Consider the following 19,036-nt stretch of genomic DNA (forward strand, 5'->3'; position numbering starts at 1 on the left):
AACAAACATCATGAAAGTAACTAAATATACCACACTCGCCTTTACGATGGCAGGATGTCTTCTGCTTTCGTCTTGCGACAGCTTTCTGGACATTCAACCCGTAGGAAAAGTAATTCCGAATACGTTGTCCGAATACCGGTCTCTGCTAACTAAAGCCTATCAGCAACCCTTCAATGACAGAGCCATATGCGATATGCGCACGAACGATGTGATTATAAAAGACGACAACCACGAGCAAGGCGTTTATGGCGAAATCGAAAGATGGAATGACGGATCGTTCAAAACATCCACTTATTCTTTCAACTGGGAGGTTTATTACTCCATTATATATTACGCCAACGCCATCATCGACAATAAAAGCAAAATTAAAGAAGGCAGCCGGGAGGAAATAGATCAGCTCGTGGGAGAAGCTTATTTCTTAAGAGGCTATATTCATTTTATATTGGTGAATCTCTACGGAGAACCGTATGGTAAAAAAGGGGCCCCTCAAAAAAAAGCCATTCCTCTAAAGCTGGACTTAGATTTGGAAGCCATTCCCACACGAAACACGGTAGAGGAAATCTACACAGCTATTTTGGATGATATTGCAAAAGCCCGTACTTTGATAAATAAAGAGACGTGGGAAGAAAGATATCTCTACCGCTTCTCTGTCATAGCTGCAGATGCTTTTGCTTCACGCGTGCATTTATACATGGGAAAGTGGGAAGAGGCATATGCGGAGGCGGAAAATGCTTTGGCAAAGAAATCGTCTCTGGAAAACTTGAACGAAGCCGACAGTAAAATGCCTAACGAGTACCAGTCGGTCGAAATCATCAACGCATACGAACAAATTCAGTCTTCTTCTACACAAAGAGCCTGCTGGGCAGGGGAAGAACTGCGTAAAACATACGACACCGCCAATGACTTACGGCTGAAAAAATACTTCGGAGAACCGAACAAAGACGGGAAATACTCCATCGCCAAAGCAGATGGAAGTTCCAAATACCGTTGTTCCTTCCGCACCGGAGAGGTTTACCTGAACGCAGCCGAAGCAGCGGCCCGGTTGAACAAACTGCCGGAAGCCCGCAAGCGGTTGTTGCAACTGATGGAGAAGCGTTATACGCCGGAAGGATATGCACAGAAAAAGAAAGCTTTGGATGGAATGCAACGAGACGAGCTGATAAAAGAAATCCTGGACGAGCGTGCCCGAGAATTGGCCTTCGAAGGACACCGATGGTTCGACTTACGCCGCACCACCCGCCCCAAGATGGAAAAAACGCTGGAGAACAAGAAGTTTGTATTACAACAAGACGATCCGCGCTACACGCTACGTCTTCCTGTGTCGGCAACCGAAGCCAATCCGGGATTGCTGAACTGATTTCCGGGAAAGACAGCCATAAAAAACAACATTCTGTTGTTAAACATCCCCTTACGAGCAACAACGTAAGGGGATTCTTTGTATTTTCGGGCATGTTTAACCTTAAAATGTGGCATTATGATTATCGGAGTACCTAAAGAGATTAAGAACAATGAGAATCGGGTGGGCATGACACCTTCCGGAACAGCAGAGTTAGTGAAAAGAGGACATCAGGTTTACATCCAGCACACTGCAGGAATCAATAGTGGTTTCCCGGATGAAGCGTACGAGGCCGTGGGTGCTAAAATTTTACCGACCATAGAAGATGTATACGCCTCCGCAGACATGATTGTAAAAGTAAAAGAACCTATCGCACCCGAGTACAACCTGATTAGAAAAGGGCAACTACTGTTCACGTATTTTCATTTCGCTTCCGATAAAGAACTGACATTGGCGATGATTGCCAACAAATCTATTTGCTTAGCATACGAAACGGTGGAAAATCCGGACCGTTCGCTGCCTTTGCTGATTCCGATGAGCGAAGTAGCCGGACGGATGTCAGTACAGGAAGGCGCACGTTTTCTGGAAAAGCCCCAAGGCGGAAAAGGAATTCTATTGGGCGGAGTGCCCGGAGTGAAACCTGCGAAAGTACTTATCCTCGGCGGAGGTGTGGTAGGAACCAATGCGGCGCAAATGGCAGCAGGAATGGGCGCCGATGTGACCATTGCCGATGTGAACCTGGCACGCCTGCGCTACCTGAGCGAAGTATTGCCTAAGAACGTAAAAACTTTATATTCTTCTGAATTAAGAATTAAGAAAGAATTACCGGATATCGATCTGATTATCGGTTCCGTCCTGATTCCCGGAGACAAGGCTCCTCATCTAATTACCAAACCGATGTTATCTATGCTGCAACCCGGCACAGTGCTTGTTGACGTGGCCATCGATCAGGGAGGATGCTTCGAAACCTCCCACCCTACCACACACAGCGAACCGACTTATGTCGTAGACGGAATCGTGCATTATGCGGTTGCCAATATTCCCGGAGCCGTACCTTACACTTCCACTCTGGCATTGACCAACGCCACACTTCCGTACGTCATCGCTTTGGCTAACAAGGGTTGGGAAAAAGCTTGCAAAGAAATTCCGTCCCTGCAACCGGGATTAAATATTGTGGAAGGTAAAGTTACGTATAAAGCCGTAGCAGACGTGTTCGGTTTAGAATATGAGCCTGTTTTCTTATGAAATAGCAATCATTTTATTCATCTGGGATTACCGATTGAAAGAAAAACAAGAAAATAAAAGCAAGAAATCCGAGAAGGAAATTCTCGGATTTCTTGTTCAAATAAGAAACAAAATGTAACTTTGTTCTTACATGCCACTCAAATTAACCACATATTATCAAGGGAAAGATATCCCCGAATTACCTGGGAATAATACCTTTCATTCCAAAGAGCTGTTTCAAATCTACGAAGTAACTCCCGGATATACACCTTTGCTAATTATAGCAACCGAAAAAGGGCAATTTGCTGCCCGCCTATTGGCAGCTATGCATAAAGGTAAAAGATGGTTGCCGGGATTCATCGCCAGACAATGCATCGTATACGATACCGGTGAAATTCTTGATGAAACCATTCTTGCAGACAAAGAAAAAACAGAAGAAGTATTCGGGGAAATATTAGAACACTTAGTTCAGGAAGCATCTCGTTCTTGCTTTCTTATTGAGTTCCGTAACCTGAGCAATCCCATGTTTGGCTATAAATTCTTTCGAACAAATTTCTTTTTTCCTGTCAACTGGCTGCGTGTAAGGAACTCGCTTCACAGTGTATATCGGGTAGAAGAGCGTTTCAGCCCGTCTCGTATTCGCCAGATAAAAAAAGGAATAAGAAACGGAGCTAAAGTAGAAGAGGCACATACAAAAGAAGAGATAAAAGCTTTTTCACGCATGCTCCACAATGTGTACTCTTCCCGTATTAGACGTTACTTTCCCGGAAATGACTTTTTCCGGCACATGGACCGCTTACTGATTAAAAAAAAGAAAGCCAAAATATTTGTGGTAAAATATAAAGAGAAGATCATAGGTGGATCAGTCTGTATTTACTCAGGACAAAACGCACACCTCTGGTTTTCCGGAGGCATGCGTAAGACTTATGCCTTGCAATGCCCTGGAATCCTGGCAGTATGGAAAGCATTAGACGATGCGCACAAACAAGGATTCCGTCACATGGAGTTCATGGACGTAGGTCTGCCTTTCCGCAAGCATGGTTATCGTGACTTCGTTCTCCGCTTCGGAGGAAAACAAAGCAGTACCCGTCGTTGGATACGTGTCCGTTGGAGGTGGTTGAACAATCTATTGATCAAAATATACGCATAAATGCAATGCTGACATTGCAAAACTCTTTTACTATGTGCTTCTCACCTGCTTTTTCTCTTTTTTACCCCCACAATTAAATCGAGAAATATTTCATTATTATGTAATAATTGATTTTCTTTGTGGATGTTTTGTACTATGCAAAAACAGATTAATAACCCAATTAAAAATATTGTTATGAAAATTTCACACATTGAGCATTTGGGCATTGCAGTAAAAAGTATTGAAGAAGCCCTTCCCTACTACGAAAACGTGTTAGGTTTGAAATGCTACAACATTGAAACTGTAGAAGACCAGAAAGTAAGAACCGCCTTTTTGAAAGTAGGCGATACGAAAATCGAATTGTTGGAACCGACATGTCCCGAAAGCACCATTGCTAAATTTATTGAGAACAAGGGCGTAGGGGTACATCACATAGCATTTGCCGTAGAAGATGGAGTAGCCAATGCTTTGGCAGAAGCAGAAGCGAAAGAAATCCGCATTATCGACAAAGCTCCTCGCAAAGGTGCCGAAAGCTTAAACATCGCATTCCTTCATCCCAAGTCCACAATGGGGGTGTTGACAGAACTTTGCGAACACTGATTAAACTTATTTTCTTTTTCTATTTTACAGGTAGTACACCGACTATTTTATTTTGCTCTAATTAAAGCGAAAAAGGTAAATCGCAAATAAATGTAGTTTAGTAGAAGATAGATAGCGAACAACAAATGGCAAATTTAAAAACAGTGAATTGTAATACAGTCAAATTGTAAACAACATGAGTAATCAACTTGAAAAAATTAAAGAGCTTATCGAACGCCGTGCCGTTGCACGCATCGGAGGTGGAGAAAAAGCAATCGCGAAGCAGCATGACAAAGGCAAGTATACAGCACGCGAACGTATAGCAATGCTGCTGGACGAAGGTAGCTTCGAAGAAATGGATATGTTTGTGGAACATAGATGTACAAACTTCGGAATGGAGAAAAAACACTATCCGGGCGATGGAGTGGTTACCGGATGCGGTACCATCGAAGGACGGCTGGTATATATATTTGCACAAGACTTTACAGTTTCTGCCGGTTCTTTGTCGGAAACTATGTCTTTGAAGATTTGCAAGATTATGGATCAGGCAATGAAAATGGGTGCTCCATGTATCGGTATCAACGACTCGGGTGGCGCACGTATTCAGGAAGGCATCAACGCTTTGGCGGGATATGCCGAAATCTTCCAACGCAATATCCTGGCTTCGGGAGTAATCCCTCAGATATCGGGAATTTTTGGACCTTGCGCAGGAGGAGCGGTTTATTCTCCGGCATTGACCGATTTTACGCTCATGATGGAAGGAACTTCGTATATGTTCCTTACAGGGCCCAAGGTAGTAAAAACTGTGACCGGCGAAGATGTGACTCAGGAAAACCTAGGTGGAGCAAGCGTTCACTCTACAAAATCGGGTGTTACTCATTTTACAGCTAAAACAGAAGAAGAAGGCTTGGCTCTGATTCGGAAACTGTTAAGCTACATTCCTCAAAACAATCTTGAAGAAGCTCCATATACAGATTGCACCGACCCTGTTGATCGTTTGGAGGATTCATTGAACGACATCATTCCCGATAGCCCGAACAAACCATACGATATGTACGAAGTGATCGGAGCTATTGTAGACAATGGAGAATTCCTTGAGATCCAAAGAGATTATGCCAAAAACATTATTATCGGTTTCGCCCGTTTTAACGGACAGTCAGTGGGCATCGTCGCCAACCAGCCGAAATATTTGGCAGGTGTACTCGACAGTAATGCTTCTCGTAAAGGCGCGCGTTTCGTACGGTTCTGCGACGCATTCAATATTCCTATCGTTTCATTAGTAGACGTCCCAGGATTCCTCCCGGGGACAGGACAGGAATACAACGGTGTGATTCTCCACGGTGCCAAATTACTGTATGCTTACGGTGAAGCCACTGTTCCCAAAGTTACAATCACTTTACGAAAATCTTACGGTGGCTCCCACATTGTGATGAGTTGCAAACAACTTCGTGGTGATATGAACTATGCATGGCCCACAGCAGAAATTGCCGTAATGGGTGGTGCCGGAGCCGTGGAAGTATTATATGCACGTGAAGCAAAAGAAGCAGCAGACCCGGTTGGATTCATGACGGAAAAAGAAGCCGAATACACCAAGCTGTTTGCCAACCCTTATAACGCTGCGAAATATGGTTATATAGATGATGTGATTGAACCACGAAATACTCGTTTCCGCATTATTCGGGCTTTGCAGCAATTACAAACGAAAAAACTTACCAACCCCGCCAAAAAGCATGGCAATATTCCATTGTAATCAAACTTTCACATTAAAACAAGAACGATTATGAATAAAAGCAAAATCGGAATATTCCTTTCTTTATTGCTGTTGGTCGGTTTATCTTCTTGTGAAGAAGAGAAACCTAACAATAAGTTGATACTGAATGAAGTTTTGATTGATAATCAAAAAAACTTTCAAGACGACTACGGACTACACAGTGCATGGATTGAAATATTCAACAAATCATACGGTAGCGCAGATTTGGCGGGTTATTTGCTAAGAGCAAGTAGCCAGCCAGGTGATACAGCTACCTATTTTATTCCGAAAGGAGATGTACTCACTTTGGTAAAACCTCGTCAACATGCTTTATTTTGGGCTGACGGAGAACCTAATCGAGGAAATTTTCACACAAATTTCAAATTGAGTACTGAAACCACTAATTGGATTGGGTTATATGATTCCGGTCGCAAATTGATCGATCAAATCACCATACCGGCAAGAACATTAGATGCAAATCAATCGTATGCACGCATCAGTGACGGGGCAGACGAATGGGAAGTAAAAGGCGGAAGTGGAGACAAATATGTAACTCCAAGCACGAATAACAAAACCATCAGCGGAAATGCAAAAATGGAAAAGTTCAGAGAGCACGACGCCAGTGGTATCGGTATGTCGATCTCAGCAATGAGTGTGGTGTTCGTCGGATTGATTCTTTTGTTTATTTCTTTTAAAATTGTCGGACGAATTGCTGTAAACCTTAGCAAACGGAATGCCATGAAAGCAAAGGGAATTGACAAGCGCGAGGCAAAAGAACTGACAGAAGCTCCGGGTGAAGTTTATGCGGCTATTGCTATGGCACTGCACGAAATGCAAAATGAAGTGCACGACATCGAAGAGACAATATTGACAATGACTCCGATAAAACGTAGTTATTCACCATGGAGTTCGAAAATCTATACTTTACGTGAAACTCCCCATAAAAAGTAAGTTATTTCATAAAAAGATAAAACAATGAAAGAATATAAATATAAAATCAACGGTAACTTGTATCAAGTAACCATTGGAGACATTGAAGACAACGTTGCCCACGTAGAAGTGAACGGTACGCCTTATCAAGTAGAAATGGAAAAGCAACCGAAAGCCGTTGTCAAACCGGTTGTACGCCCAGCAGCTACCGCTCCGACAGCTCCGACTACACCGGTAGTGAAACCGACAACACCATCTACCGGCAAATCGGGTGTCAAATCTCCACTACCCGGCGTAATTCTCGATATCAAAGTAAATGTGGGTGAAATTGTAAAGAAAGGACAGACCATTATCATCCTCGAAGCAATGAAAATGGAAAACAATATCAATGCGGATAAGGATGGGAAGATCACTGCCATCAATGTGAGCAAGGGAGATTCTGTTCTTGAAGGTACTGACCTCGTAATTATTGAATAGTATGGGAGACTTTATAGACTTTTTAGGAAACAACCTTGCCGATTTTTGGACCTACACAGGATTTTATAACGCAACTGCGGGACATATTACCATGATTATTATCGGCTTGGTGTTCATCTATTTGGCTGTAGCCAAAGAGTTTGAACCGATGTTGCTGATTCCTATCGGATTCGGTATCCTGATCGGTAACATTCCTTTCAACATGGAAGCCGGACTGAAAGTCGGCATTTACGAAGAAGGTTCTGTTTTGAATATATTATATCAAGGAGTAACCTCGGGATGGTATCCGCCGCTTATCTTCCTCGGTATTGGAGCAATGACTGATTTTTCAGCGCTGATTTCCAATCCGAAACTGATGTTGATCGGTGCTGCCGCTCAATTTGGTATTTTTGGAGCATACATGATTGCATTGGCAATGGGCTTCGATCCTATGCAAGCCGGTGCTATCGGTATTATTGGAGGAGCGGACGGCCCGACAGCTATTTTCCTTTCATCTAAACTGGCACCTAATTTGATGGGAGCCATTGCTGTATCGGCCTACTCCTATATGGCTCTGGTTCCTGTGATACAACCCCCCATCATGCGCGTGCTTACTACAAAACACGAACGCCTGATTCGCATGAGACCCCCACGCGCCGTATCTCATACAGAGAAAGTGATTTTCCCGATCATCGGTTTGTTGCTGACCACTTTTCTGGTACCCTCAGGTCTACCGTTATTGGGAATGTTATTCTTTGGCAACCTGCTGAAAGAAAGCGGTGTAACACGGCGTCTCGCCAATACGGCAAGCGGACCGCTCATTGATACAATCACTATCTTATTAGGCTTAACCGTAGGTGCTTCTACTCAAGCATCAGAATTCTTAACATTCGACTCTATCAAGATATTTGCTCTAGGTGCTTTGTCATTTGTTATTGCTACAGCATCAGGTGTAATATTCGTAAAGATATTCAACCTATTCTTGAAGAAAGATAATAAGATTAATCCTCTGATTGGAAATTCCGGCGTATCTGCGGTGCCGGACTCTGCACGTATCTCACAAGTAGTAGGGTTGGAATACGACTCTACGAATTATTTACTCATGCACGCAATGGGACCAAACGTATCAGGAGTAATCGGCTCTGCTGTTGCAGCAGGTATCTTACTTGGATTCTTAATGTAAACATGCATAAACAAAAATGTTTAATTACCTGCAGACCATTCATAGAAAGCTAATTAGGAATAATATTCCGAAAATAGAATAAATTAAGAGAATGTGTGATAATATAATACCCCCCGAAAGCTTGAAAAACTTTCGGGGATATTATTACTAGCATTTCTGCTGTGATAATCATTCAAGAAAACATCTGCTCCATATCCCCAATATCATAGCAACGTCCAAATATAGGGTACTATTGTAGCATAATAAATAGATAACGCAAGAGCAAAAAAAACGATGTAACTCAACGAATTACACCGTTTTTTATATATTTATTTATGGTTATTTCTTAAAGCCTATTTCACCTCCTCAAAGTCAGCATCTTGTACATTATCTCCATGCTTACTATCCGCTCCTTCAGCATTACCTTGAGCGCCGTTCATATTCGGATCGGCTTGTGCGCCACTTTGAGCGTACATCTCTGCACTTGCAGCTTGAAAGGCTGTATTGATTTCTGCCATAGCCGTGTCGATAGCTGACAAATCCTGCGCTTTATGAGCATCTTTCAACTTTTGTAAAGCGGTTTCGATCGGAGCTTTCTTGTCAGCAGGCAACTTATCACCCAATTCTTTCAACTGATTCTCGGTAGAGAAGATTAAGCTGTCAGCCTGATTCAACTTATCGATCTTTTCACGTTCTTTCTTGTCGGCTTCGGCATTGGCCTCGGCTTCGGCTTTCATACGTTCGATTTCCTCCTTGCTCAAACCGCTCGATGCTTCGATGCGGATAGCCTGTTCCTTACCCGTTGCTTTATCCTTAGCAGATACTTTCAGAATACCATTGGCATCGATATCGAATGTCACTTCAATCTGAGGAACTCCACGACGTGCAGGAGCGATACCTGTCAGGTTGAACTGACCGATAGACTTATTCTGTGCGGCCATTGGACGCTCACCTTGCAATACATGGATAGTCACTTCTGTCTGGTTGTCGGCAGCCGTTGAGAAAGTTTCGCTCTTCTTGCATGGGATTGTCGTATTGGCGTCGATCAGTTTAGTCATTACGCCACCCAACGTTTCGATACCCATCGACAAAGGGGTAACGTCGAGCAATACCACACCCTTGATTTCATCGGTCAACACCGCACCTTGCACAGCAGCACCCACGGCTACCACTTCATCCGGATTCACTCCTTTCGAAGGAACCTTACCGAAAAAGTCCTCTACCAACTTCTGAACTGCCGGAATACGTGAAGAACCACCTACAAGGATTACTTCATCGATATCCGAATTAGACAATCCGGCATCACTCATCGCTTTCTTGCAAGGTTCGAGACAAGCCTGAATGAGGCTATGTGCCAAAGATTCGAATTTAGCACGTGTCAGCGTCTTAACCAAGTGTTTGGGCACACCACCTACTGGCATAATATAAGGTAAGTTAATTTCGGTGGTTGTAGAAGAAGACAATTCAATTTTGGCTTTCTCGGCAGCTTCTTTCAAACGTTGCAAAGCCATCGGATCTTGTGTCAAGTCGGCGCCTTCGTCATTCTTGAATTCTTCCACCAGCCAATTGATAATCACTTGGTCGAAGTCGTCACCACCGAGGTGAGTGTCGCCATTGGTAGAAAGTACTTCAAACACACCGCCCCCAAATTCAAGAATAGAAATATCGAATGTACCTCCACCCAAGTCGAATACGGCGATCTTCATGTCTTTATGAGCCTTGTCAAGACCATAAGCAAGCGCTGCGGCTGTCGGCTCGTTCACGATACGCTTCACTTCGAGTCCGGCAATCTGTCCGGCTTCTTTCGTTGCCTGACGCTGAGAGTCGGAGAAGTATGCAGGAACAGTGATTACCGCTTCAGTAACTTCCTGCCCCAAATAGTCTTCGGCTGTTTTCTTCATTTTCTGAAGAATCATTGCTGAAATTTCTTGCGGAGTATACAGACGTCCGTCTATATCCACACGCGGCATGTTATTATCGCCTTTTACTACTTTATATGGTACGCGCGAAATTTCTTTTTGCACTTGATCCCAGTTCTCACCCATGAAACGTTTGATAGAGAAGACTGTACGTTGCGGATTCGTGATGGCCTGCCGTTTTGCCGGATCACCGACTTTACGTTCGCCGCCATCTACAAATGCCACAATAGAAGGTGTGGTACGCTTTCCTTCAGCATTTGTGATTACTACAGGTTCGTTTCCTTCAAATACGGAAACGCAAGAATTTGTAGTTCCTAAATCAATTCCAATAATTTTTCCCATGATTGTTATTTTATTTATTGTTATTATTCAAGTTGTTTTAAATTAAGTCCAAAATCATTCGACCATTTAAAAACAAACGATGTGCCAAAAAAGAGAGAACACAGAAGACTGACACGAAATCTGCCAAAAAGACAGAATCTATAAAAACACTTCCACCGGACAAGAACATTATCCTACCTATAATCGAAAAGTTCTGGAGTTTACTTCTACTCCTCCCCTCGCTTCCATTAAGCTGTCTACTTTCGAGTGCTAAGGTTCGCTTCTGTTCCACCTCACGTTCCATTAATCCAAGTCAGTGTGATTCACACAATCTTATTTTAAGCCAGCCTTCCGGAAATGCAAAAGACTTTGCAACAGTGCCCCATAAGATCTTAACAATGATTCTCCCGATGATCGGTCTCAAAAGAACGACAAAATCTCGTTCGGACAAAACGTCTCTGCCTAAAGAAAAGACACTCTTTCGCGTAAAGCAATGTCGGGGCGAAACAAACATTTACCGGAATAATTTGGCCCCAATTTCGATATGCGTTCATTATCGCAACCAATGTATTCTTATGCCTCCAAATGCAAATCTTTTTTTATCTTTGCAGGAAATGAAAACTAAATAACCACCGATGATGAAACGATTGCTATCTCTCACATTGCTTATTCTTTTATTGGCGGGATGCCACAGAAAGCCGGATGCAGCGAAAAACAAAGCGAATGAAACAAAAGTCAGCCTTTCGTATGCCAAAGGATTCGATATTGCACATACGGAAATGTATACCGCAGTCACCGTTTACAATCCTTGGAAGAATGGGGCGATATACGACAAATATTATCTGGTAAAAAAGCAGGAGATCGATGTTCCGGCAGACGGGCAAAAAATTGTCGTTCCGCTTAAAACCCTTATGGCCAACTCGGCGACACACTTGGGATTTCTCGAGTTACTGGACGAACTGGATAAAGTGACCGGCATCTGTAGTACGCAATACATTTACAATCCCTCCATCTTGCAAGGAGTCAAGGAAGGACGTGTTAAAGATCTCGGAGACGCTTTCAACCTCGACATCGAAAACCTGTTGCTCCTGCGTCCGCAGGCGGTCATGACATCAGCATACAACGCCGATGATGAGAACAGCCGGAAAATGAAGCAAACCGGCATACCCATCCTGTATAATATAGAATGGCAGGAACCGTCAATACTCGGAAGGGCGGAATGGATAAAATACGTAGCCGCTTTTTTCGATAAGGAAGCGGAAGCCGACAGCATTTTCGAAGAGGTAACGGAAAAGTATAACCGGCTGAAAGAGAAAGCCGCGGCATTCTCCGGAGAACCCGCCATCTTCTCCGGAGAAGATTACCGGGGAACGTGGAGTATGCCCGGAGGGAAAAGCTATCTCGCTCAATTGTTCAGAGACGCAGGCGCCACGTACCTATATAGCCGCGACAGTGTTTCCGCCAGTATCCCGCTGAACATCGAAAAAGCGCTTATCGACTTCAGTGAAGCAGACATCTGGGTAGGAGTCAAAGCCCGTTCGCTGGACGAACTCAAAAAGACAAACAGTAAATACAAACTGTTCAAAGCTTTCAAAACAGGACAGGTATACAACATGGGCAAACGTATGAATGCAACCGGAGGAAACGATTATTGGGAAAGCGGAGTGGCCCGACCCGACCTGCTCTTGAAAGATATGATCAAAATCTGCCATCCGCAACAGACGGAAGAATATGAGTCGACATACTTCGAACAATTAAAGTAAACATTTTCATGAGTCGGGTACATCTATTCTTACTGCTTTTCATGGCCCTCATAGCGGCTTTCCTTGCCGACATCGCCTTCGGCAGTGTAAATCTTCCGGTCGGCGAAGTGTGGAAAACGCTCACGGGAACAAGCGACAACCTCATTTACAGGGAAATCATTTTCAACCACAGGCTTCCCAAAGCACTCACCGCAATTCTCACCGGTGCGGCTTTATCTATTGCGGGAGTACTGATGCAAACTTTGTTCAGCAATCCGCTGGCAGGCCCCGACGTATTAGGCGTCACTTCCGGTTCGAGTCTCGGAGTGGCGTTGCTCACCTTGGGTACATCTGCTCTTCCTGCATGGTTCATCAGCGGATGGGGACAGGTCACAGCCGCATTCATGGGCGCTATCGGCGTACTGCTGCTCATCATCATCGCATCCGTCAAAATCCGGCAGACAGTTTCACTGCTCATCGTAGGCATGATGTTCGGCTATTTCACCGGAGCCATTGTAAGTATCTTACAAAGCGTAAGCAATCCCGACGCCTTGAAACTTTTCATTTCCTGGACATTCGGCAGTCTTTCGGCGGTGGGATGGCAACAAATGGGAATCATGGCGCCCGTAATCATCATCGGAACAATGGTCGCCTTATTCTTACAAAAGCCTCTCAATATCTTGCTGCTGGGTAAAAATTATGCCGGCGGATTAGGCATTTCGGTCCCCCGCCTGCGGCTATGGATCATTCTCGCAACAGCCATATTGGCAGGCACATCCACTGCCTTTACCGGACCGATCGCTTTCATCGGTATCACCATGCCACATATCGCAAGGGGATTGTTCCACACATTAAACCACCGCGTCATCCTTCCCGCTTCACTTCTTTGCGGTTCTGTCACACTATTGATATGCGACATCATCTCGCAACTTCCGGGCATGCAAGGCACGCTGCCCATCAATGCGGTCACAGCATTATTCGGAGCGCCCGTCATCGTTTGGATCATTGCGCACAATAAAGGATAAAAAAGGAGAGCCCGCCGCAGCTATCTAAAAATAAAAATGTATATTTGCAATGATTTGAAAGTTGTAAACAGCCGACTATGAGTCACATCGGTTACACACATGGCTGCCCAGCTCGAAAATCATAAAAAAACAAACTATAAATCATAATTCATAAAAATAAAAATGGGTAGAGTTCTTATTATCGGTGCAGGCGGTGTGGGTACTGTCGTTGCACACAAAGTGGCACAAAATGCCGATGTATTCACAGACATCATGATTGCCAGCCGTACGAAAGAAAAGTGCGACAAGATTGTCGAAGCAATAGGGAATCCGAACATCAAAACCGCCAAGGTAGATGCCGACAATGTAGACGAACTGGTAGCGTTGTTCAACGACTTCAAACCGGAGATGGTGATCAACGTAGCGCTCCCTTATCAGGACCTTACAATCATGGAAGCTTGCCTGAAAGCCGGAGTCAACTATCTCGATACCGCCAATTACGAGCCGAAAGACGAAGCTCATTTCGAATACAGTTGGCAATGGGCTTATCACGAGCGTTTCAAAGAAGCCGGACTGACTGCGATATTAGGATGCGGCTTCGACCCGGGTGTAAGCGGAATATTCACAGCCTATGCCGCCAAGCATTATTTCGACGAAATTCACTATCTGGATATTGTGGACTGCAATGCGGGAAACCATCACAAGGCATTCGCCACCAATTTCAATCCCGAGATCAATATTCGTGAAATCACTCAGAACGGTCGTTACTATGAAAACGGCAAATGGGTGACCACCAAACCGTTGGAGATTCATAAAGACCTCACATATCCGAATATCGGACCGCGCGACTCATACCTGCTTTATCACGAAGAACTGGAATCGTTGGTAAAAAACTTCCCGACCATCAAGCGCGCCCGTTTCTGGATGACTTTCGGACAGGAGTACCTGACTCACCTTCGTGTCATACAGAACATCGGCATGGCGCGTATCGACGAAGTAGACTACAATGGCATGAAGATCGTTCCGTTGCAATTCCTGAAAGCCGTATTGCCCAATCCGCAAGACTTAGGTGAAAACTATGAAGGAGAGACTTCCATCGGCTGCCGTATCCGCGGAATCAAAGACGGCAAAGAACGCACGTATTACGTGTACAATAATTGCAGCCATCAGGAGGCATACAAGGAAACAGGCATGCAGGGAGTAAGCTATACGACAGGTGTTCCTGCCATGATCGGAGCCATGATGTTCTTCAAAGGCGAATGGAAACGCTCGGGCGTGAACAATGTGGAAGAGTTCAACCCCGATCCGTTTATGGAGCAGCTCAACAAGCAAGGATTGCCCTGGCACGAAGAATTCGACAAGGATCTTGAACTGTAACAGCCCGCATAAATAAACAAACCGGCCGATGCACCCAGGAGACGGAATATATGTGCTACATTCTCCGTGGATGCATCGGTATTTATATAACCATTAAAAAAGAAGTCATGATGAATGTAGGAGATAAAGCGCCCGAAATCTTAGGCATCGACGAAAACGGCAAAGAGATTTGTCTGAGCGCATACAAAGGAAAGAAGGTAGTATTGTATTTTTATCCCAAAGACAGCACATCGGGTTGCACCGCACAAGCTTGCAATCTGCGCGACAATTATGCCGAGCTTCGCAAAGCAGGCTATGAAGTGATCGGCGTAAGCGTAGACGACGAAAAGTCGCACCGGAAATTCATAGAGAAGAACAACCTTCCCTTTACACTTATAGCCGATACCGATAAGAAACTGGTGGAACAGTTTGGAGTATGGGGAGAAAAGAAAATGTACGGACGCACTTACATGGGAACTTTCCGCACCACTTTCGTTATCGATGAAGAAGGGGTTGTGGAACGAATCATTACTCCTAAAGAGGTGAAGACCAAAGAACACGCTTCACAGATATTGGGATAGTTTTGCAAAAAAGAAACTGCCCCGACCAAGAACTTAAAAACAAAAGAACAGATGGCAAAAAAAGACGAACTGAACTTTGAAGCAGACAACAAAAAAGGCTCGAGCGAAAAGCTCAAAGCCTTGCAGGCTGCAATGGAAAAAATAGAAAAGAATTTCGGCAAAGGCTCTATCATGAAAATGGGAGACGAAAGTGTGGAACAAGTAGAGGTGATACCTACCGGGTCTATCGGCTTGAATGTGGCATTAGGCGTAGGCGGATATCCCCGTGGCAGAATCATCGAGATATACGGACCGGAGTCTTCGGGTAAAACGACACTCGCCATTCATGCCATCGCCGAAGCGCAAAAAGCCGGAGGGATCGCTGCTTTCATCGATGCGGAGCACGCGTTCGACCGCTTTTACGCAGCCAAGCTCGGCGTGGATATCGACAATTTATGGATATCTCAACCCGACAACGGAGAACAAGCGTTGGAAATTGCCGAGCAGTTGATTCGCTCGTCGGCTATCGACATTATCGTTATCGACTCTGTTGCCGCATTGACTCCGAAATCGGAGATCGAAGGCGATATGGGCGAAAACAAAGTCGGACTCCAGGCACGCTTGATGTCTCAGGCTTTGCGCAAACTGACTGCAACCGTCAGCAAGACACGTACGACTTGTATCTTCATCAACCAGCTTCGCGAGAAAATCGGTGTCATGTTCGGCAATCCGGAAACGACAACCGGAGGTAACGCGCTGAAGTTCTATGCTTCGGTTCGCTTGGATATCCGTCCGGGAAGTCCTATCAAAGATGGAGAAGAGGTGCTTGGAAAGCTGACGAAAGTAAAAGTGGTGAAGAACAAAGTGGCTCCTCCTTTCCGCAAGGCGGAATTCGACATCATGTTCGGCGAGGGGATCTCCCACTCCGGAGAAATCATCGACTTGGGTACGGACATGGGTATCATTAAAAAGAGCGGTTCGTGGTACAGCTACAACGACACGAAACTGGGACAGGGACGCGATGCCGCCAAACAATGTATCGCCGACAATCCGGAGCTCTCAGAAGAATTGGAAGGGTTGATCTTCGAGGAACTGAAGAAGAAATAAAAACCGCATTACGGAAATCCGGCAGTTGTTTCCGGCTTTTCCGAAGTCAGTCTGAAAAGCCGGACGGTTCATACAAGAAAACCGGATCACGCACAATCGAAAATTGAAATCGTTTTCTTTATCATGAATAGAGAAGACCTCATATACCGTGCATTTCGATCCGGTCCCCTTTTTCGGGAAAATAAAAAAAAGGACGGAGTGCCCTCAGGCAAAGAAAGTGATCCGCGAGAACGGAATAACCCACACGTTTCCTGTATATCGCCAAGTTCGAACAACAAAAGTAATCTGCGAAAACGGAACGGTTTTTGTCTGAAAACAGAACGCCTGTCGGAATTAGTGTTTTATCAAGTTGGGTGAAGCGGTCGGTGCAACAAGTCCGCTTCACCCAATTTTTATATTACAACCGCGCGCCTCTGTGTCAAAATGCGGATGGCTGCAAATACCGAAAAGTTAAAAAGTAAGATCCGGCTTATACAAAAAAGTAAATATAAGCCAACGTACTCAGGCTGATGACAATCCAGAGCAACACACCCTGAACGAGCGGTCTCACTCCTACAGACCTAAGCACATCGACGGAAAGCGAAGCTCCGATGAAGAACATCGTAATGGTAAGCGTCTTTCGTGCAAATCTATTAATAGCCTCTCCCAGCGCAGGAACATGTGCCAGCAGATACGTATTCGCAACCATCGCCAGAACGAAAAAGAAAATAAACCAAGGGATACTTACCTTTTGTCCTTTGCTCTTAAAGATGAAAGACGTGGCAAACGCTACGGGAATAATCCAAAGAGCACGAGTCAATTTTATGGTTGTGGCTACCTTTAGCGCTTCTTCGCCATAGGCGGCTCCCGCTCCTACCACCGAACTGGTGTCGTGAATGGCAATTGCCGCCCATGTACCGAACTCATGTTGAGTCATATTCAGGGCATGTCCTATCAGAGGAAAGATAAACAGGGCAATGGCATTGAGAATGAAAACCGTTCCCAACGCGACGGACATTTCACTGTCTTTCGCTTTCAACACAGGCCCTACCGCCGCAATGGCACTACCGCCGCAAATGGCGGTTCCGGAACTGATAAGATAAGAAGTGTTACGGTCGACTTTGAAGATTTTCCGCCCGATAAACCAACCGATCAGCAGCGTGCCCGCTACAGAGAGGATGGTAAACTCCATCCCTTCCCTGCCCGAAGCCAAAGCATCGTGGAGGTTCATGCCGAAGCCCAGTCCGACAACGGAATATTGCAGCAGATATTTAGAGGTTTTCTTATTAAACTTCGGGTGCGCCCGGCCGCAAACTAATGCGAAAACCAGTCCGAGAAACAGGGCTACCGGAGGTGTCACCCATGCAGACCATGCCTGCATGCCGGGAATATAATCTAAAAACAGAAAGAAACTCAATGAGGAAAGAAGAGCGACGTAAATCGCTTTGTTGTTTGCTTGCAGCGTTTTTGTTACGGTTGAAATCATAAGGATATTTTTTTTATTATTTCCGAAGCGCAAAGATACAACAAACGCCCTAAGCATACCAATCGTTTCTATTTATGCAATATAACTTTCAGTTATAATCAATCTGATGTCATATTTTTATTATATATCTGATGATAAAGGTTTACCAAACCTGATTTTATCCGACAATGCTTATTTATAGAAAGAATCCGGCATTCTGTTATGAACAAACGTTAGTTCTTTACTCTGTTTGCATGAGACCTGCATAGCAGATAAAGATTCACTCTTCGGCATAATTATCTCGCTTTCAACACTACAGGAAACTGTGGCAAGAAGACAGAACAATGCAATTGATATTCTTAATTTTCACAGTGTCATTTTTTACGTTTATCATAATAATGTAGAACTACTCCCAATAAAAGCCCAAACGGTACTCCTTGAAATGTGTAAATTTCACATAAAGAATACCTATTTATTTCAAATGGTATGTAGTAGGTTAAAAGTGTATACAACCAACTCACCAACAAAATAAATAGAGCCTGATAAAGATTTATACGATATTCTTTTTTCATCATAAAACACCTCCCTCCTTGTTGGATTGAATATAACGAATGCTTGTTTATAAATTCCAAATCCATCACATATTCCATCGAATCAGATGTATCGCCAAATTTCTATCTGTCCGGAATTTAAAATCAAAAAGAAAAGTAATCTTTTCGCCAGCATGTTTTTACTGTTAATGCAAATATAAGTTTAATTTGCTTTAGATACATATACAAAAGCATAAATTAAGCTTAATGAGAAGCGTTTTACTACTTTAATTCGAATTCGAATAAACAACCATAAGCAAACAAAAAGAGGCTTCGATTACGCTGTCTCAAATGGGATATTCCGAACATAAAAAAAGGCAGCATCGCATAGATAACTGCCTGATTTTCAAAAAGAGCGGTAAACGAGGCTCGAACTCGCGACCCCCAGCTTGGGAAACTGTTTTAAATAGTCAATAAATCACTAAAC

At 44.1% G+C, this 19,036-nt stretch carries 15 protein-coding genes; 13 read left to right on the forward strand and 2 right to left on the reverse strand.

The window, feature by feature from the left end; translation table 11 throughout:
- Positions 1-10: 10 nt before the first annotated feature.
- The 8 genes from C234_RS0114700 (at position 11) to C234_RS0114740 (ending at position 8,587) form a co-directional block, all read left to right on the forward strand.
- Entirely contained in the window at positions 11-1,357 is a 1,347-nt protein-coding gene (locus C234_RS0114700; RefSeq protein ID WP_034538529.1) for a RagB/SusD family nutrient uptake outer membrane protein, read from the forward strand.
- 117 nt (positions 1,358-1,474) lie between these two features.
- Positions 1,475-2,581, forward strand: coding sequence for an alanine dehydrogenase (gene ald, locus C234_RS0114705; protein ID WP_027326377.1), 1,107 nt, complete (start codon positions 1,475-1,477; stop codon positions 2,579-2,581).
- A gap of 130 nt (positions 2,582-2,711) precedes the next feature.
- Positions 2,712-3,710, forward strand: a complete 999-nt coding sequence (locus tag C234_RS0114715) for a GNAT family N-acetyltransferase (RefSeq protein ID WP_027326378.1) — start codon at positions 2,712-2,714, stop codon at positions 3,708-3,710.
- 174 nt (positions 3,711-3,884) lie between these two features.
- Entirely contained in the window at positions 3,885-4,289 is a 405-nt protein-coding gene (gene mce / locus C234_RS0114720) for a methylmalonyl-CoA epimerase (RefSeq protein WP_027326379.1), read from the forward strand.
- 175 nt (positions 4,290-4,464) lie between these two features.
- Positions 4,465-6,018, forward strand: a complete 1,554-nt coding sequence (locus tag C234_RS0114725; RefSeq protein ID WP_027326380.1) for an acyl-CoA carboxylase subunit beta — start codon at positions 4,465-4,467, stop codon at positions 6,016-6,018.
- Between the two features lie 30 nt (positions 6,019-6,048).
- Positions 6,049-6,969, forward strand: coding sequence for an OadG family transporter subunit (locus tag C234_RS0114730; protein WP_027326381.1), 921 nt, complete (start codon positions 6,049-6,051; stop codon positions 6,967-6,969).
- Between the two features lie 24 nt (positions 6,970-6,993).
- Positions 6,994-7,425: an acetyl-CoA carboxylase biotin carboxyl carrier protein gene (locus C234_RS0114735; RefSeq protein ID WP_027326382.1), complete on the forward strand. Its 432-nt coding sequence runs from the start codon at positions 6,994-6,996 to the stop codon at positions 7,423-7,425.
- Between the two features lies 1 nt (position 7,426).
- Complete coding sequence (locus C234_RS0114740; protein ID WP_027326383.1) at positions 7,427-8,587, forward strand: sodium ion-translocating decarboxylase subunit beta; 1,161 nt, start codon at positions 7,427-7,429, stop codon at positions 8,585-8,587.
- Positions 8,588-8,919: 332 nt separating this feature from the next.
- Here C234_RS0114740 and dnaK read toward each other — a convergent pair whose 3' ends face one another.
- The gene (gene dnaK / locus C234_RS0114745; protein WP_027326384.1) at positions 8,920-10,827 is read right to left on the reverse strand and encodes a molecular chaperone DnaK; all 1,908 of its coding nucleotides are present in this window, start codon (positions 10,825-10,827) and stop codon (positions 8,920-8,922) included.
- A 614-nt stretch (positions 10,828-11,441) separates the two neighbouring features.
- On the opposite strand from dnaK, the gene C234_RS0114755 reads away from it, so the two are divergent.
- The 5 genes from C234_RS0114755 to recA all read left to right on the forward strand — a co-directional run bounded on the left by C234_RS0114755 (position 11,442) and on the right by recA (position 16,575).
- Positions 11,442-12,569, forward strand: a complete 1,128-nt coding sequence (locus C234_RS0114755; RefSeq protein WP_148295187.1) for an ABC transporter substrate-binding protein — start codon at positions 11,442-11,444, stop codon at positions 12,567-12,569.
- Positions 12,570-12,577: 8 nt separating this feature from the next.
- The gene (locus C234_RS0114760; RefSeq protein WP_027326387.1) at positions 12,578-13,573 is read left to right on the forward strand and encodes a FecCD family ABC transporter permease; all 996 of its coding nucleotides are present in this window, start codon (positions 12,578-12,580) and stop codon (positions 13,571-13,573) included.
- A gap of 162 nt (positions 13,574-13,735) precedes the next feature.
- Positions 13,736-14,929: a saccharopine dehydrogenase family protein gene (locus tag C234_RS0114765; protein ID WP_027326388.1), complete on the forward strand. Its 1,194-nt coding sequence runs from the start codon at positions 13,736-13,738 to the stop codon at positions 14,927-14,929.
- Positions 14,930-15,036: 107 nt separating this feature from the next.
- Positions 15,037-15,489 carry a thioredoxin-dependent thiol peroxidase gene (bcp, locus tag C234_RS0114770; protein WP_027326389.1) on the forward strand — a complete coding sequence of 151 codons (453 nt, stop codon included), beginning with the start codon at positions 15,037-15,039 and terminating at the stop codon, positions 15,487-15,489.
- 51 nt (positions 15,490-15,540) lie between these two features.
- Positions 15,541-16,575, forward strand: coding sequence for a recombinase RecA (recA, locus tag C234_RS0114775; RefSeq protein WP_021646603.1), 1,035 nt, complete (start codon positions 15,541-15,543; stop codon positions 16,573-16,575).
- Between the two features lie 469 nt (positions 16,576-17,044).
- Here the strand turns inward: recA and C234_RS0114785 are convergent, their stop codons facing one another.
- Positions 17,045-18,040 carry a YeiH family protein gene (locus C234_RS0114785; protein ID WP_027326391.1) on the reverse strand — a complete coding sequence of 332 codons (996 nt, stop codon included), beginning with the start codon at positions 18,038-18,040 and terminating at the stop codon, positions 17,045-17,047.
- Positions 18,041-19,036: the final 996 nt, after the last annotated feature.

The sequence above is a fragment of the Bacteroides pyogenes DSM 20611 = JCM 6294 genome, assembly GCF_000428105.1.
GTDB classification, from domain to species: domain Bacteria; phylum Bacteroidota; class Bacteroidia; order Bacteroidales; family Bacteroidaceae; genus Bacteroides; species Bacteroides pyogenes.

Coding starts and splice junctions, on each gene's coding strand:
- C234_RS0114700 (WP_034538529.1), top strand. CDS start 11: ATGAAAGTAACTAAATATACCACACTCGCCTTTACGATGGCAGGATGT.
- ald (WP_027326377.1), top strand. CDS start 1,475: ATGATTATCGGAGTACCTAAAGAGATTAAGAACAATGAGAATCGGGTG.
- C234_RS0114715 (WP_027326378.1), top strand. CDS start 2,712: ATGCCACTCAAATTAACCACATATTATCAAGGGAAAGATATCCCCGAA.
- mce (WP_027326379.1), top strand. CDS start 3,885: ATGAAAATTTCACACATTGAGCATTTGGGCATTGCAGTAAAAAGTATT.
- C234_RS0114725 (WP_027326380.1), top strand. CDS start 4,465: ATGAGTAATCAACTTGAAAAAATTAAAGAGCTTATCGAACGCCGTGCC.
- C234_RS0114730 (WP_027326381.1), top strand. CDS start 6,049: ATGAATAAAAGCAAAATCGGAATATTCCTTTCTTTATTGCTGTTGGTC.
- C234_RS0114735 (WP_027326382.1), top strand. CDS start 6,994: ATGAAAGAATATAAATATAAAATCAACGGTAACTTGTATCAAGTAACC.
- C234_RS0114740 (WP_027326383.1), top strand. CDS start 7,427: ATGGGAGACTTTATAGACTTTTTAGGAAACAACCTTGCCGATTTTTGG.
- dnaK (WP_027326384.1), bottom strand. CDS start 10,827: ATGGGAAAAATTATTGGAATTGATTTAGGAACTACAAATTCTTGCGTT.
- C234_RS0114755 (WP_148295187.1), top strand. CDS start 11,442: ATGATGAAACGATTGCTATCTCTCACATTGCTTATTCTTTTATTGGCG.
- C234_RS0114760 (WP_027326387.1), top strand. CDS start 12,578: ATGAGTCGGGTACATCTATTCTTACTGCTTTTCATGGCCCTCATAGCG.
- C234_RS0114765 (WP_027326388.1), top strand. CDS start 13,736: ATGGGTAGAGTTCTTATTATCGGTGCAGGCGGTGTGGGTACTGTCGTT.
- bcp (WP_027326389.1), top strand. CDS start 15,037: ATGATGAATGTAGGAGATAAAGCGCCCGAAATCTTAGGCATCGACGAA.
- recA (WP_021646603.1), top strand. CDS start 15,541: ATGGCAAAAAAAGACGAACTGAACTTTGAAGCAGACAACAAAAAAGGC.
- C234_RS0114785 (WP_027326391.1), bottom strand. CDS start 18,040: ATGATTTCAACCGTAACAAAAACGCTGCAAGCAAACAACAAAGCGATT.